Raw genomic sequence first — 14,040 nt, 5'->3', positions numbered from 1 at the left:
GTTCAGGCCCCCCGGTCGACGTTCTCGCGGTCGGCGGCGGCACGCTCGGTGATGATGGTGTCGGCGACCTCGGCCACCTCGGCGTCGGTCAGCCGCACCGCACCCTCGGCGTCGACGCGGTAGACGATCGGGTACAGCCGCCGCACCGGGTCGGGTCCGCCGGTGGCGGAGTCGTCGTCGGCGGCGTCGTAGAGCGCCTCGACCACGGTGCGGGTGGCGGCGCCGCCGTCGAGGCCGGACCGCCACGTCTTCTTCAGCGAGTTCTTGGCGAACAGCGACCCCGAGCCGACGGCGGCGTAGCCGCGCTCCTCGTAGTTCCCGCCGGTGACGTCGTAGCTGAAGATCCGGCCCGGGCTGGCGCCCTCCGCGGCGTCGAGGTCGTAGCCGGCGAACAGCGGGACGACGGCGAGGCCCTGCAGCGCGGCGCCGAGGTTGCCGCGGATCATCTGCGCCAGCCGGTTGGCCTTGCCGTCGAGGCTGAGCGTCAGGCCCTCGATCTTCTCGTAGTGCTCGAGCTCGACCTGGTAGAGCTTCACCATCTCGATGGCGATGCCCGCCGCACCGGCGATGCCGATGACCGACCAGGTGTCGGCCGGGTACACCTTCTCGATGTCGCGGCTGGAGATCAGGTTGCCCATCGTGGCGCGCCGGTCGCCGCCCATGAGGACGCCGTCGGCGTAGGTGACCGCCACGATCGTGGTGCCGTGCGGGGTCAGGTCGCCGGCGTTGACGGTGGGCAGGGGCCGCTTGCCGGGCAGCAGGTCGGGGGCGGCCTGGGCGAGGAAGTCGGTGAACGAGGAACCCACCCGGTCCAGGTAGGCGGGCGGGAAGCCGCTCCGGCCGGTGTGCGACTGGGTCAACCCGTCCACCTCTCCGCCCGCTCGCGGGGCGTTCCTCGACGTGCCGCGGGCACCCCGCGGCGGCTGTCGCCGACCCTACCGGCGCGGCCGATCCCGCACCGGGGACGAGGAGGACCCGTGGTAGCTGCGCGCGCCGGGGTCGGGGTCAACCGGCGGTCGGCCGCTCCAGGGAGGCGATCAGCGCCGCGACCCGGGCGCGGACGACGTCGTGCGTGGTGCACCCTGCCCCGCGGTGGCGCAGGGCGGACGCGCCGGGGGCAGGTGACCGTCGCCCTTCTCGTGGCCGGCGCTGCGGATCTCCCGATGCGCGCTGCGCGTCGCGGTGGCGCTCGACGTACCCCGCGGCGGCGTGCAACACGGCCGGATCGTCCCGGAGTAGTCCCAGGCCGTGGTTGCACCGCTGACACAACCACTGCCGGACCCGTCCGGTCCGATGGTCGTGGTCGAGGTGCTGGGGATCAGGCTCCCCACAGATGGCGCAACGGTCGCCCTGCTCGACCCTCAGCTCACCGAGTTCAGCGTCCGACATGCCGTACTGACGCTGCCGGTAGGCGGCCTTGTTCGTGGCGTTGTGGCAGGACTTGCAGCGGCTACCGAACCCCGATGCCGTCCTGCTGCTGCGCACGTACTGCGGATGGGGTACAGCCTGACGACAGACCGGGCACCAGCGGTGACCGTCGGGTACCCACGACAGGTCGCGGACCTCCTTGCCCTGCCGACGCCGACTGTCGCGGTACCAGCGGTGGTTCCGCGCGCGGTTGCAGGCCAGACAGTAGAAGGAGAGCCCGTCGGACAACGAGCGGTTCCGTCCGAACTGCGACGGTGACTTGTGCTCGCCGCACGATGGGCACTGCTTCTCCATCTTGAGCCCCGTGACGATACGTAGTCAGAGGACTACTGACCGCCCTTCTGCACGTAGGACCGAACGAACTCCTCGGCGTTCTCCTCGAGGACGTCGTCGATCTCATCCAGAATGGCGTCGACGTCCTCCGACATCTCCTTGTGCCGCTCGGCGACCTCGGCGTCGACCGACGCCTCGACCTCCTCGGTCTCCTCCCGGGTGCGGGTGGTCCGCGCCTGCCCGCCGGTGTCCCTGGTGGCCATGTGCCCTCCCCTGGTGCGCGCCGAGTGCGTGCTGGTGCCGAAACTACTCGCAGGTACCGACATCCGGCGGTCTCAGCCGGCCGCGCCGAACCGCTCCAGCAGCGCCTGCCGGATCGCCGGTCGGGAGCCGAACACCAGCAGGAACACCGCCTCCCGCGCCGTCCGCTCGGCGACGCTGCCCGCCCGTGCCGCCCCGCTGCCGGAGGCCACCACCAGCGCCGCGGCGGCGCGGTGCGCCAGGGCCGCGGCCTCGGCGCGGGCGGCGGGCAGCTCGGCCGGGCCCGCGGCGTCCAGCCGCGCCCGGACGGCGTCGAGCGCGGCGTCCAGCGGGGAGGGTGCGACCAGCCGCGCGCAGCGGCGGACCAGCCCGAGCGCCAGCGACCCGTTGAGCCGCAGCCCGCCGGCGTCGGCGGCGCGCACCTGCGCCAGCGGCGTGGTGCCCAGCAGCCGGTCGGCCGGCACCCGGTGCCCGGTGAGCCGCAGCTCCACCGTGGCGCTGGCCTGCACCGCCACCAGCGGCTGCGGCACCGCCTCCACGGTCGGCCCGCCGACGGCGTCGGTGAGCACGTACGCCACGTCCTCGCCGTCGCGGGCGGCCACCAGGACGACGTCGACGAGGCCCCACCCGGTCACCCACGGCACGGCGCCGTCGAGGACCAGGTCGCCGCCGTCCCGGCGCACGGTCACCGGGGCGGCGTCGGGGCGGGTGGCGGCCTGCAGCGCGATGCCGGCGCGGCGGCGGCCGCGGCACAGGTCGGCGAGCAGGTCCGGGTGCGTGCCGGCGGCGGCCAGCCGGCCGACGACGCCGTGGTGCTGCAGCCAGACGAACGCCGTCGCCAGGTCACCGGCGGCGAGCTCCTCGGCGACGGCGGCCAGCGTCGCGCCGTCGGCGCCGAGCCCGCCGGCGCCGGCCGGGCCCACCAGCCCGAACAGGCCGGCGTCGGCCAGCGCGTCGAGGTGCCCGCGCGGCAGCACGCCGGTGGCGTCGACCCCGGCGGCGGCCGGGGCGAGCAGCTCCTCGGCCAGCCGCCGGGCGACCTGCGCCGGGGCGGCCATCAGCCGCCGGTGATGGTGTCGACCAGCTCCTGCGCGCTCGACGTCGACTCGAACAGCACGCCGACGTGGTCGCGGGTGCCCTTGAGCGGCTCCATCGTGGGGATGCGCACCAGGTTCTCCCGGCCGAGGTCGAACACCACCGAGTCCCAGGACGCCGCCGCGACCTGGGCGGGGAAGCGGCGCAGGCACTCGCCGCGGAAGAAGGCGCGGGTGTCCCCGGGCGGCGTGACCATCGCGCGGGTCACCTCCTCGTCGGTGAGCAGCCGCTGCATCGAGCCGCGGGCGACCAGGCGGTGGTAGAGCCCCTTGTCGGGACGCACGTCGGAGTACTGCAGGTCGACCAGCTGCAGCCGGGAGTCACCCCAGCCCAGCCCGTCGCGGGCGCGGTAGCCCTCCAGCAGCCGCAGCTTGGCCGGCCAGTCGAGCCGGTCGGCCAGCCGCAGCGGGTCGTCGGCGAGGACGTCGAGCACCTCGGCCCAGCGGCGCAGCACGTCGGCGGTCTGCTCGTCGTCGCCGCCGCCGCGCTCGACGAAGCGGACGGCCTGGTCGAGGTAGGCGCGCTGCACGTCGACGGCGGTCATCCGGCGGCCGTCGCGCAGCCGCACCAGGGCGGTGAGCGAGGGGTCGTGGCTGACCGCCTGCAGCGTGGCCACCGGCTCCTCGAGGGAGAGGTCCTCGGTCAGCGCCCGCGCCTCGATCATGGCCAGCACCAGCGCCGTCGTCCCGACCTTGAGGTAGGTCGACAGCTCGGCGAGGTTGGCGTCGCCGATGATCACGTGCAGCCGGCGGTACTCGTCGGGGTTGGCGTGCGGCTCGTCGCGGGTGTTGATGATCGGCCGCTTGAGCGTGGTCTCCAGGCCCACCTCGACCTCGAAGAAGTCCGCGCGGGAGGAGATCTGGAAGCCCTGGGTGCGGCCCTCGGTGCCGATGCCCACCCGCCCGGCGCCGGCGAACACCTGCCGGGTGACGAAGAACGGGATCAGCCCGCGGATGATGTCGATGAACGGGGTCCGCCGGTCCATCAGGTAGTTCTCGTGCGCGCCGTAGCTGGCGCCCTTGCCGTCGGTGTTGTTCTTGTACAGCTGGATGGGCTGGGTGCCGGGGATGCGCGCGGCCCGGCGGGCGGCCTCGGCCATCACCCGCTCCCCCGCCTTGTCCCACAGGACGACGTCGCGCGGGTTGGTGACCTCGGGCGTGGAGTACTCGGGGTGGGCGTGGTCGACGTAGAGCCGAGCCCCGTTGGTGAGGATGACGTTGGCCATCCCCGAGTCCTCCTCGAGGTCGTTGTGGTCGAGCGCCTGCGCCGGGGAGAGGTCGAACCCGCGCGCGTCGCGCAGCGGCGACTCCTCCTCGAAGTCCCACCGCGGCCGGCGGCGGGTCGGCGCGTCGGCCACCGCCCAGGCGTTGACCACCTGGCTGGAGAGGGTCGTCGGGTTGGCCGTGGGCTGCCCGGGGACCGAGATGCCGTACTCGACCTCGGTGCCCATCACCCGCCGAACGCTCATGCGACCGAGACTAGGCCCCGCCCGCTCCCCGCCCGGGGCGCCGGTCCGGTGACCGGCGCCCCTCCTGGTGACGTGCCGGAGCGGCCCTGCTGCAGGGCCCCTGCGCCTACGCGGGCGAGGCGTGGGGGCAGCAGGGCCCTCCCTCAGAGGTACTGGCCGGTGTTGGTCGCGGTGTCGATGGCGCGGCCGGAGTCGTTGCCCTTGCCGCTGATGAGGGTGCGGATGTAGACGATCCGCTCGCCCTTCTTGCCCGAGATCCGCGCCCAGTCGTCGGGGTTGGTGGTGTTGGGCAGGTCCTCGTTCTCCTTGAACTCGTCGACGCAGGCCTGCATGAGGTGGCCGACCCGCAGGCCGCGGGAGCCGACCTCCAGGCTCTCCTTGATGGCCATCTTCTTGGCGCGGTCGACGATGTTCTGCAGCATCGCCCCGGAGTTGAAGTCCTTGAAGTACAGGACCTCCTTGTCGCCGTTGGCGTAGGTCACCTCGAGGAAGCGGTTCTCCTCGCTCTCGGTGTACATCCGCTCGACGGTGCGCTGGATCATCGCCTGCACCGTGGCCTGGGCGCTGCCGCCGTTCTCGGCGAGGTCGTCGGGGTGGATCGGCAGCGACGGCGTCAGGTACTTGCTGAAGATGTCGCGGGCGGCCTCGGCGTCGGGCCGCTCGATCTTGATCTTCACGTCGAGCCGGCCGGGCCGCAGGATCGCCGGGTCGATCATGTCCTCGCGGTTGGAGGCGCCGATGACGATGACGTTCTCCAGGCCCTCCACGCCGTCGATCTCACTGAGCAGCTGCGGGACGATCGTCGACTCGACGTCGGAGGACACCCCCGACCCGCGGGTGCGGAAGATCGAGTCCATCTCGTCGAAGAACACGATGACCGGGGTGCCCTCGCTGGCCTTCTCCCGCGCCCGCTGGAACACCAGCCGGATGTGCCGCTCGGTCTCCCCGACGTACTTGTTGAGCAGCTCGGGGCCCTTGATGTTGAGGAAGTAGCTCTTGGCCTGCCCCTCGCCCTTGACCGCGGCGACCTTCTTGGCCAGCGAGTTGGCCACCGCCTTGGCGATGAGCGTCTTGCCGCAGCCGGGCGGGCCGTAGAGCAGGATCCCCTTGGGCGGGCGCAGCTCGTACTCGCGGAACAGGTCGGCGTGCAGGAACGGCAGCTCGACGGCGTCGCGGATCTGCTCGATCTGCCGGGCCAGGCCCCCGATGTCGGAGTAGTCGATGTCGGGGACCTCCTCGAGGACGAGCTCCTCGACCTCGCTCTTGGGGATCCGCTCGTAGACGTAGCCCGACCGGGACTCCAGCAGCAGCGAGTCGCCGACCCGCAGCGGCTGGTCGGTGAGGGAGTCGGCGAGGTAGACCACGCGCTCCTCGTCGGTGTGGCCGATGACCAGCGCGCGCTGGGTGACGCCGTCGACCGGCTCGAGCAGCTCCTTGAGCATGACGACGTCGCCCTGCTTCTCGAAGCCGAGCGCCTCGACGACGTTCATCGCCTCGTTGAGCATGACCTCCTGGCCGGGGCGCAGCGTGTCGCCCTCGACCGCCGGGGAGACCGACACCCGCAGCTTGCGGCCGCCGGTGAAGACGTCGACGCTGCCGTCGTCGTGCCGGCCGAGGAAGACGCCGTAGCCCGACGGCGGCTGGCCGAGCCGGTCGACCTCCTCCTTGAGCGTGATCAGCTGCTCGCGCGCGTCGCGCAGCGTGCCGGCGAGCTTGTCGTTGCGCTCGGAGAGGAAGGCCGCGCGGCCCTCCGCCTCGGCGATCCGCTCCTCCAGCGCCCGCACCTGGCGCGGGCTCTCGGACACCTTGCGGCGCAGCAGGCCGATCTCCTCCTCGAGGTAGGAGATCTGGGAGAGCAGGGCGGAGACGTCACGCTCGCGCCGCGCTCGGAACTCGTCGGGACCATCACCATGGCCGGGGCCCATCGCGCACCTCCGCACACATCGGGGGGAGCCAGGAGGCAAATCTATACACGCCGACCGACACCGTGCCCGTGGCTCGCGGTGGTCGGTCGAGAGCGGAACGGCGCCGGTTCAGTGCTTGGCGGCGCGGCGCTGGCGCACCGGGGCGACGACGCCCTCGGCCAGCCGGCGGGCGGTCACCAGGAACGCGGTGTGGGCCACCATCCGGTGCTCGGGGCGCACGGCGAGGCCGACGGCGTGCCACGGCCGGACCAGCGACTCCCAGGCGTAGGGCTCGGTCCAGCAGCCCTGGGCGCGCAGCGCCTCGACGTAGGTCGACAGCTGGGTGACCGTGGCGACGTAGCCGACGAGCACGCCGCCGGGGCGCAGCGCCGCGGCCACGGTGGGCAGCACCGCCCAGGGCTCGAGCATGTCGAGCACCACCCGGTCGACGACCTCCTCGGCGGGGTGGTCGGCGAGGTCGCCCAGGCGCAGCTCCCAGGTGTCGGGCACGCCGCCGAAGAAGGCGCCGACGTTGCCGCGGGCGACGTCGGCGAAGTCCTCCCGCCGCTCGTAGCTGGTCACCCGGCCGTGCTCGCCGACGGCGCGCAGCAGCGAGCAGGTCAGCGCCCCGGACCCGGCGCCGGCCTCGAGCACCCGCATGCCGGGGCCGATGTCGCCGGAGCCGACGATCTGGGCGGCGTCCTTGGGGTAGATGACCTGCGCGCCGCGCGGCATGGACAGCACGAAGTCGGCCAGCAGCGGACGCAGCGCCAGGTAGCCGGTGTTGGCGGTGGAGTGCACGACCGAGCCCTCGGGGGCGCCGATGAGGTCGTCGTGGGCGATGGCGCCGCGGTGGGTGTGGAACTGCTTGCCGGGCTCGAGGACGACGGTGTGCAGCCGGCCCTTGGGGTCGGTCAGCTGCACCCGGTCGCCGGCGGCGAAGGCGCCGGGCACGGCGGTCGGCTCGATCGGGCCCGGCTCCTCCTCCGCGGGCACCGGCTCGGCGGTCGGGGCCGGTGCGGCGCTCGTCGCGGTCTGGCTGGGCTCGGGCTGCTCGTCCACGGGCGGCCAGCCTAGGCGCCTCCCGAGGAGTGGCCGTCCGGCGCGGGGGACGCGGGACTGTCGGTGGCCCGGCCTAGCCTCGGGGACGTGACTGCAGTGTTCTCCTCCGACACCGCGGCCGACGGCGAGCAGGCGGCGCCACCGGCTCCCGAGCGGGCGCCGCGCCGGCCGTCGCTGTCCCCGAGCCGGGCGGCGGACTTCAAGACCTGCCCGCTGCTCTACCGGTTCCGCACCATCGACCGGCTGCCCGAGAAGCGCAGCCCCGCGGCGGTGCGCGGCACGCTGGTGCACGCGGTGCTCGAGCGGCTCTACGACCTGCCGCAGGCCCAGCGCACCGTCGAGGCGGCCCGCGAGCTCGTCGCGCCGGCGTGGGAGGAGCTGCAGGCCGACCCGGAGGTGGCCGCGCTGTTCTCCCCCGGTGAGGACGGCGCCGCTCCCCCGTCGCTGCAGTCGTGGCTGGAGTCGGCCGGGAAGCTGGTGGAGACCTACTTCCGGCTGGAGGACCCGACCCGCATCCAGCCGGAGGGCCGCGAGCAGCTGGTCGAGGTGACGCTGCCCGACGGGCTGCTGCTGCGCGGCTACGTCGACCGGCTCGACGTCGCCCGCAACGGCGCGCTGCGGGTGGTCGACTACAAGACCGGCTCGATGCCCCGGGAGGCCTTCGAGGCCAAGGCGCTGTTCCAGATGAAGTTCTACGCGCTGGTGCTGTGGCGCACCCGCGGCGTGGTGGCCAGCCAGCTCAAGCTCATCTACCTCGGCGACGGCGAGGCGCTCACCTACGCCCCGGACGAGGCCGAACTGGTCCGCTTCGAGCGGACGCTGCTGGCCATCTGGGCGGCGATCGAGCGGGCGGTGGCCACCGGCGACTTCCGCCCCAACCGCACGCGGATGTGCGACTGGTGCGACCACCAGGCGCTGTGCCCCTCCTTCGGCGGCACTCCCCCGCCGTTCCCCGCCGACGCCGCCGCGGCGGCCGGGTGGGCCACCCTCCCGCTCGTCGAGCGCGCCTGACCGTTCCGCCCCCGCAGGCCCGTTCCGACGCTGGCGGCGCGTGTGGTGGGGGTAACGGTAGTGGGACGCGCCGGGTCCGGTTGACCGGCGCGGCGCCGCGGACGAGCGTCGGGCGCCCATCCCGCGACCCCCGGGGAGCCGGCATGCGCGGATACCGGGCCGGACGGGCCTTCGACGGCGAGCGGGTGCTGCCCGGCGGCGCGCTGGTGCTCGTCCAGGACGGCCGCATCGTCGCGGTGCAGCCGGCCGGCACCGCCCCGCCCGACGGCGTGGCGGTGGTCGAGCGGCCCGGCGCGACGCTGCTGCCCGGGCTGGTCGACACCCACGTGCACCTGTGCGGCGACGGCGGCCCGCGCGCGCTCGACCAGCTGCCCGAGCTCGCCGTCGGGGAGGTCGACCGCCTCGTCGCGGCCGCCCTCGACCGGCAGCTGGCCGCCGGGGTCACCGCCGTCCGCGACCTCGGTGACCTCGGCTACGCCGTCGTCGACCGGGCGCCGCGCACCGGACCGACCGTGGTCGCCGCCGGCCCGCCGATCACCACGCCCGGCGGGCACTGCGCGTCCCTGGGGGGTCCGGCCGGCGGGATCGCGGCGCTGCGGGCCGCGGTACGGGAGCGGGCCGAGCGCGGCGCGGACGTGGTGAAGCTGATGGCCAGCGGCGGGTTCCTGACCCCCGGCACCGACACCACGGCCGGGCAGTACACCGACGCGGAGGTGCAGGCGGTGGTCGACGAGGCGCACCGGCTCGGCCTGCCGGTGACCGCGCACGCCTACCCGCTGAGCGTGATCGAGCAGGTGCTGGCCGCCGGCGTCGACGGCATCGAGCACGGCCTCGGCCTCACCGCCACCGGTTGGGGCGTCCCGCCGGGAACGGCCGAGCGGCTCGCGCGGGCGGGCACCGTCGTCTGCCCCACCCTGGGCGTCGCCGCGGGCGCCACCCCACCCCCGCCGATCCAGCAGCTCATCGCCCGCATCGGCACGACCGAGGAGGCCCGCGCCGCGGCGGCCGCCGGGCTGCACCGGGCCGGCGTGCGGGTCGTCAGCGGGGTCGACTCCGGCGTCAGCCCGGCCAAGCCCCACGGGGTCCTCGCCCGGGCCGTGGCCTCGCTGGCCGGCGGCGGGGTGCCGGCGGCCGAGGCGCTGGCCACCGCGACGTCGGCGGCGGCGCGGGCCTGCGGCCTCGGCGGCCGCACCGGACGGCTGGCGCCGGGCCTGGACGCCGACCTGCTGCTGGTCCACGGCGACCCCACCACCGACCCGCTCGCGCTCGAGCGGGTGGCGCTGGTCGTCTCCCGCGGCCGGGAGGTGCTCCCCGCGGGCTGAGCGGGCCTCAGGTCCCGCTGGCGACCGGCTCCCGCGCGGCGAGGACGTCGCCGAGGTCGGCCAGGCCGACGCCGGCCAGCGTGTCGCGCAGCACCAGGCCCGGCGCGGGGGCCAGCGGCTGCAGTGACGGCACGCCCAGCACCGCGCAGCCCGCCGCCAGGCCGGCGGCCACCCCGGACGCGGAGTCCTCCACGACCACGCACCCGGCCGGGTCGACGCCCAGCCCCGCGGCGGCCTGCAGGTAGGGCGCCGGGTCGGGCTTGCGGGCCGGCACCTCGTCGCCGCAGACGGTGAGGTCGAAGGGCGGCACGTCGAGGTCGCGGGCGAGCCGGGTGAGGACGAGGTCGGCGAGCCGGCGCGGGGTCGTCGTCACCAGGGCGGCGGGCAGGGCGGCCGCGCGCACCTCGGTGAGCAGCTCGCGCGCGCCCGGGCGCCAGCGGACGTCCCGGGCGAGCAGGTCGGCGACGACGTCCTCGACCCAGGCGGCGTCGGCCTCCCACCGCGCGGCGCGGTCGAGGCCGAGGTCGGCGTAGAGGATGCCCAGCGCGGTGCGCATGCTGGTGCCGACGGTGGCCTCGCGGGCCGCGCCGCTGAGCTTCCCGCCCAGGCGCCGGGCCAGGGCGAACAGCGCGCTCCCCCAGTGCTGCTCGGTCTCCACGAGGGTGCCGTCCATGTCCAGCAGGACGGCGAGGGGCCGGTTCGGCATGGGGTGGTCGTTCCTCCGGCTCGTCGTCCCGGGCGCCGGGCGGGGCGCAGCGCGGGACGGGGGGGTGCCTGCCGCGTGCGCCCCGGGCTCGTCGTCGAGCGCCGGGCGGCGTCGCCGCGGCAGGTGGTCTCCCTCCAGTGTCCCAGGCGTGCGGCGTCGGCGCCGGGCTCCCTCAGCCGGCGGTGCGGGCGCTGCGGGCCAGGTGCAGCCAGGTGTCGACGACGGTGTCGGGGTTGAGCGACATCGTCTCGATGCCCTTCTCGAGCAGCCACTGGGCGAGGTCGGGGTGGTCGCTGGGGCCCTGGCCGCAGATGCCGACGTACTTGCCGCGCTCGAGGCAGGCGGTGATCGCCATCTCCAGCATGGCCAGCACCGCGGGGTCGCGCTCGTCGAAGCCGGCGGCGACCAGGGCGGAGTCGCGGTCGAGCCCCAGGGTCAGCTGGGTCATGTCGTTGGAGCCGATGGAGAACCCGTCGACGTGCTGGAGGAAGGCGTGCGCCAGCACGGCGTTCGACGGCAGCTCGCACATCATCACCACCGACAGGCCGTTGTCCCCGCGGCGCAGGCCGTGGGAGGCCAGCAGCTCCACCACGCCCTCGATCTCCGCCACCGTCCGCACGAACGGGATCATGATCTTGACGTTGGTCAGGCCCATCTCGTCGCGCACGTACCGCAGCGCCTCGCACTCCATCGCGAAGCAGTCGGCGAAGTCGGCCGACAGGTACCGGGAGGCGCCCCGGTAGCCGATCATCGGGTTCTCCTCGTGCGGCTCGTAGCGCTCGCCGCCGAGCAGGTTGGCGTACTCGTTGGACTTGAAGTCGCTCATCCGCACGATCACCGGCTCCGGCGCGAACGCCGCCGCGATCGTCGACACCCCCTCGGCGACCCGCTGCACGAAGAAGTCCCGCGCCGAGGGGTAGGCCGCGATCCGCTCCTGCACCTGGGCCCGCAGCGGCGGGTCGAGCTGCTCGAGCTCCAGCAGCGCCTTGGGGTGGATGCCGATCTGCCGGTTGATGACGAACTCCAGCCGCGCCAGGCCGACCCCGGCGTTGGGCAGCCGGGAGAAGGCGAAGGCCTGCTCGGGCGTGCCCACGTTCATCATGATCTTGACGGGGATCTCCGGCATGGCGTCCAGGCGGGTCTCCTCCACCTCGAAGCCGACCTCCCCGGCGTAGACGACGCCGGTGTCGCCCTCGGCGCAGGACACGGTGACGGGGTCGCCGTCGGTGAGCGTGCGGGTGGCGGTGCCGGTGCCGACGACGGCGGGGATGCCGAGCTCGCGGGCGATGATCGCCGCGTGGCAGGTGCGCCCGCCGCGGTTGGTGACGATCGCCGAGGCGCGCTTCATGATCGGCTCCCAGTCGGGGTCGGTCATGTCCGCCACCAGCACGTCGCCGGGGGTGAAGGCGTCCATCTGGTCGATGTCGGAGAGCACCCGGACCGGGCCGGCGCCGATCTTCTGCCCGATCGCCCGCCCCTCGACCAGCGCGGTGCCGGTGCCGGTGAGCCGGTAGCGCTCGGTGGTGTTGCCGGCGCGGGACTGCACCGTCTCCGGGCGGGCCTGCAGCACGAACAGCTGCCCGGTCAGCCCGTCCTTGCCCCACTCGATGTCCATGGGGCGGCCGTAGTGCTCCTCGATCCGCAGCGCCTGGCGGGCGAGCTCGGTGACCTCGGCGTCGGTGAGCGACAGCCGCCGGCGCTCGGCGGGGTCGACGTCGACGAACGCGGTGGTGCGGCCCACCTCGGTGGCGTCGGTGTAGACCATCTTGGTGGCCTTCTCCCCCACGCCCCGCTTGAGGATCGCCGGGCGCCCGGCGCGCAGCGCGGGCTTGTAGACGTAGAACTCGTCGGGGTTGACCGCGCCCTGCACCACGCCCTCGCCCAGGCCGTAGGCGGAGGTGACGAAGACGGCGTCGCGGAAGCCGGACTCGGTGTCCATGGTGAACAGCACCCCCGACGCGCCGACGTCGGAGCGGACCATCCGCTGCACCCCGGCCGACAGCGACACCGCCTCGTGGTCGAAGCCGTGGTGCACCCGGTAGGCGATCGCCCGGTCGTTGTAGAGCGAGGCGTAGACCTCCCGGACGGCCTGCAGCACCGCGTCGATGCCGCGGACGTTGAGGAAGGTCTCCTGCTGCCCGGCGAAGGAGGCGTCGGGCAGGTCCTCGGCGGTGGCCGACGAGCGCACCGCGAAGGACGCCTCGGCGTCGTCGCCGGCCAGCCGCTGGTAGGCGCGGCGGATGTCGGCCTCCAGGTCCGGCGGGAAGGGCTGCTCCACGACCTCGCGGCGGATCTCCTCACCGGCCCGTGCCAGCGCGCGGACGTCGTCGGTGTCCAGCGTGCGCAGCCGCTCGGCGATCCGCTGCGCCAGCCCGGTCTCGCCGAGGAAGCGCTGGTAGGCCGCCGCGGTGGTGGCGAAGCCGTCGGGGACGCTGACCCCGGCGTCGGCCAGGTGGGAGATCATCTCGCCCAGCGAGGCGTTCTTGCCGCCCACCACCTCCAGGTCCCCCAGGCCCAGCTCGGCGAACCAGCGGACGTTGTCGGCACCCCCGGAGGTGTCGGCGGGGACCTCGGGGGCGGTGTCGGTGCTCATGAGCGGGTGGTCCTTCCTCGCCGGGGGTCGCGGCCGGACGGCGCGCGCCCGGAGGCGCGCCGTCGCCGGGCCAGGGTCTGGATCACCACGGTGGCGATCTCCTCGACGGAGGCCGCCGAGGTGTCCACCGTGGGCAGGTCGTGAGCCTGGTACATCGCACCGGCCCGCCGCAGTTCGAAGCGGCACTGCTCCTCCGAGGCGTACCGGGAGTCCGGCCGGCGCTCGGAGCGGACCCGGCTGAGCCGGGCGACGGTGGTGGTCAGCCCGAAGCAGCGGTCGGCCAGCTCCCGCACCGGGCGGGGCAGGTCGGTGGTCTCCAGGTCCTCGTCGACCAGCGGGTAGTTGGCGACGAACAGGCCGTGCTGCAGCGCCAGGTACATCGCCGTCGGGGTCTTGCCGCAGCGGGAGGGGGCCAGCAGGACGACGTCGGCGCGCTCCAGCGCCCGGGAGCTCTGCCCGTCGTCGTGCTCGATGGCGAACTCCACGGCCGCCATCCGGTCGTTGTAGCGGCGCACGTCGCCGACCCCGTGCAGCCGCCGCGCCTCGTGCAGCCCGCGGGCGCCGAGCTGCTCCTCCACCCGGCTCATGTGCAGGCCGAAGAAGTCGATGATCGGCGCCTTGGAGCGCAGCAGCTCCTCGCGGACCTCGTCGACGGCGGCGGTGGTGAACACCAGCGGGGGCACCGGGCCCTCCATCGCCGCGTCCAGCTCGGCGACCACCTCGCGGGCGTGCTCGACGGTGGAGATGAAGGGGATCGTCGTGCGCTCGAAGGGCACGTCGGGGAACTGGATGAGCAGCGCGTTGCCCATCGTCTCGGCGCTGATCCCGGTGCTGTCGGACAGGAAGAAGACCGGCACGGCCACCTCGTCCGGGTCCACGGACCGCCTCCTCGCCTCGCGTCGCGGGTCGCACCGGTG

The 14,040-nt window shown here is 74.3% G+C and carries 12 protein-coding genes; 2 read left to right on the top strand and 10 right to left on the bottom strand.

The features are described 5' to 3' along the window. Window positions 1-2 precede the first annotated feature (2 nt). The 7 genes from prcB to CHC04_RS10280 all read right to left on the bottom strand — a co-directional run bounded on the left by prcB (window position 3) and on the right by CHC04_RS10280 (window position 7,491). Window positions 3-860, bottom strand: a complete 858-nt coding sequence (prcB, locus tag CHC04_RS10310) for a proteasome subunit beta (RefSeq protein WP_089404039.1) — start codon at window positions 858-860, stop codon at window positions 3-5. Window positions 861-1,005: 145 nt separating this feature from the next. Continuing rightward, window positions 1,006-1,722 carry an endonuclease domain-containing protein gene (locus CHC04_RS10305; protein ID WP_089403800.1) on the bottom strand — a complete coding sequence of 239 codons (717 nt, stop codon included), beginning with the start codon at window positions 1,720-1,722 and terminating at the stop codon, window positions 1,006-1,008. A 32-nt stretch (window positions 1,723-1,754) separates the two neighbouring features. Further along, window positions 1,755-1,964 (bottom strand): ubiquitin-like protein Pup, encoded by a 210-nt coding sequence (locus CHC04_RS10300; RefSeq protein WP_089403799.1) that lies wholly within the window; start codon window positions 1,962-1,964, stop codon window positions 1,755-1,757. A 72-nt stretch (window positions 1,965-2,036) separates the two neighbouring features. Beyond that, the gene (locus CHC04_RS10295) at window positions 2,037-3,020 is read right to left on the bottom strand and encodes an acyl-CoA dehydrogenase family protein (protein ID WP_089403798.1); all 984 of its coding nucleotides are present in this window, start codon (window positions 3,018-3,020) and stop codon (window positions 2,037-2,039) included. Further along, entirely contained in the window at window positions 3,020-4,525 is a 1,506-nt protein-coding gene (dop, locus tag CHC04_RS10290; protein WP_089403797.1) for a depupylase/deamidase Dop, read from the bottom strand. Before dop ends, CHC04_RS10295 begins: the two co-directional genes overlap by 1 nt. 143 nt (window positions 4,526-4,668) lie before the next feature. Then, complete coding sequence (gene arc / locus CHC04_RS10285; protein WP_089403796.1) at window positions 4,669-6,450, bottom strand: proteasome ATPase; 1,782 nt, start codon at window positions 6,448-6,450, stop codon at window positions 4,669-4,671. Between the two features lie 108 nt (window positions 6,451-6,558). Next, complete coding sequence (locus tag CHC04_RS10280) at window positions 6,559-7,491, bottom strand: tRNA (adenine-N1)-methyltransferase (protein ID WP_281252219.1); 933 nt, start codon at window positions 7,489-7,491, stop codon at window positions 6,559-6,561. 87 nt (window positions 7,492-7,578) lie between these two features. On the opposite strand from CHC04_RS10280, the gene CHC04_RS10275 reads away from it, so the two are divergent. Both CHC04_RS10275 and CHC04_RS10270 read left to right on the top strand, forming a co-directional pair. Continuing rightward, the gene (locus CHC04_RS10275; protein WP_089403795.1) at window positions 7,579-8,502 is read left to right on the top strand and encodes a RecB family exonuclease; all 924 of its coding nucleotides are present in this window, start codon (window positions 7,579-7,581) and stop codon (window positions 8,500-8,502) included. Window positions 8,503-8,645: 143 nt separating this feature from the next. Next, window positions 8,646-9,824, top strand: coding sequence for an amidohydrolase family protein (locus CHC04_RS10270; RefSeq protein WP_089403794.1), 1,179 nt, complete (start codon window positions 8,646-8,648; stop codon window positions 9,822-9,824). A 7-nt stretch (window positions 9,825-9,831) separates the two neighbouring features. Here the strand turns inward: CHC04_RS10270 and CHC04_RS10265 are convergent, their stop codons facing one another. The 3 genes from CHC04_RS10265 to CHC04_RS10255 form a co-directional block, all read right to left on the bottom strand. After that, window positions 9,832-10,530, bottom strand: a complete 699-nt coding sequence (locus CHC04_RS10265; RefSeq protein ID WP_089403793.1) for an HAD family hydrolase — start codon at window positions 10,528-10,530, stop codon at window positions 9,832-9,834. A 172-nt stretch (window positions 10,531-10,702) separates the two neighbouring features. After that, the gene (gene ppsA, locus CHC04_RS10260) at window positions 10,703-13,123 is read right to left on the bottom strand and encodes a phosphoenolpyruvate synthase (protein ID WP_089403792.1); all 2,421 of its coding nucleotides are present in this window, start codon (window positions 13,121-13,123) and stop codon (window positions 10,703-10,705) included. Next, on the bottom strand, window positions 13,120-14,001 hold the full coding sequence (locus tag CHC04_RS10255) for a pyruvate, water dikinase regulatory protein (RefSeq protein ID WP_089403791.1): 882 nt from the start codon (window positions 13,999-14,001) through the stop codon (window positions 13,120-13,122). Before CHC04_RS10255 ends, ppsA begins: the two co-directional genes overlap by 4 nt. Window positions 14,002-14,040: the final 39 nt, after the last annotated feature.

The organism is Geodermatophilus saharensis, from assembly GCF_900188205.1.
GTDB classification, from domain to species: Bacteria; Actinomycetota; Actinomycetes; order Mycobacteriales; family Geodermatophilaceae; genus Geodermatophilus; species Geodermatophilus saharensis.
Note: the sequence above shows the minus strand (reverse complement) of the source record. Positions and strands in the feature narration are given on the sequence as shown.

Excerpts from the sequence above, each read along its gene's own strand:
- CHC04_RS10305 (WP_089403800.1), bottom strand. The coding sequence starts at position 1,722 with ATGGAGAAGCAGTGCCCATCGTGCGGCGAGCACAAGTCACCGTCGCAG.
- CHC04_RS10300 (WP_089403799.1), bottom strand. The coding sequence starts at position 1,964 with ATGGCCACCAGGGACACCGGCGGGCAGGCGCGGACCACCCGCACCCGG.
- CHC04_RS10295 (WP_089403798.1), bottom strand. The coding sequence starts at position 3,020 with ATGGCCGCCCCGGCGCAGGTCGCCCGGCGGCTGGCCGAGGAGCTGCTC.
- dop (WP_089403797.1), bottom strand. The coding sequence starts at position 4,525 with ATGAGCGTTCGGCGGGTGATGGGCACCGAGGTCGAGTACGGCATCTCG.
- arc (WP_089403796.1), bottom strand. The coding sequence starts at position 6,450 with ATGGGCCCCGGCCATGGTGATGGTCCCGACGAGTTCCGAGCGCGGCGC.
- CHC04_RS10270 (WP_089403794.1), top strand. The coding sequence starts at position 8,646 with ATGCGCGGATACCGGGCCGGACGGGCCTTCGACGGCGAGCGGGTGCTG.
- CHC04_RS10265 (WP_089403793.1), bottom strand. The coding sequence starts at position 10,530 with ATGCCGAACCGGCCCCTCGCCGTCCTGCTGGACATGGACGGCACCCTC.
- ppsA (WP_089403792.1), bottom strand. The coding sequence starts at position 13,123 with ATGAGCACCGACACCGCCCCCGAGGTCCCCGCCGACACCTCCGGGGGT.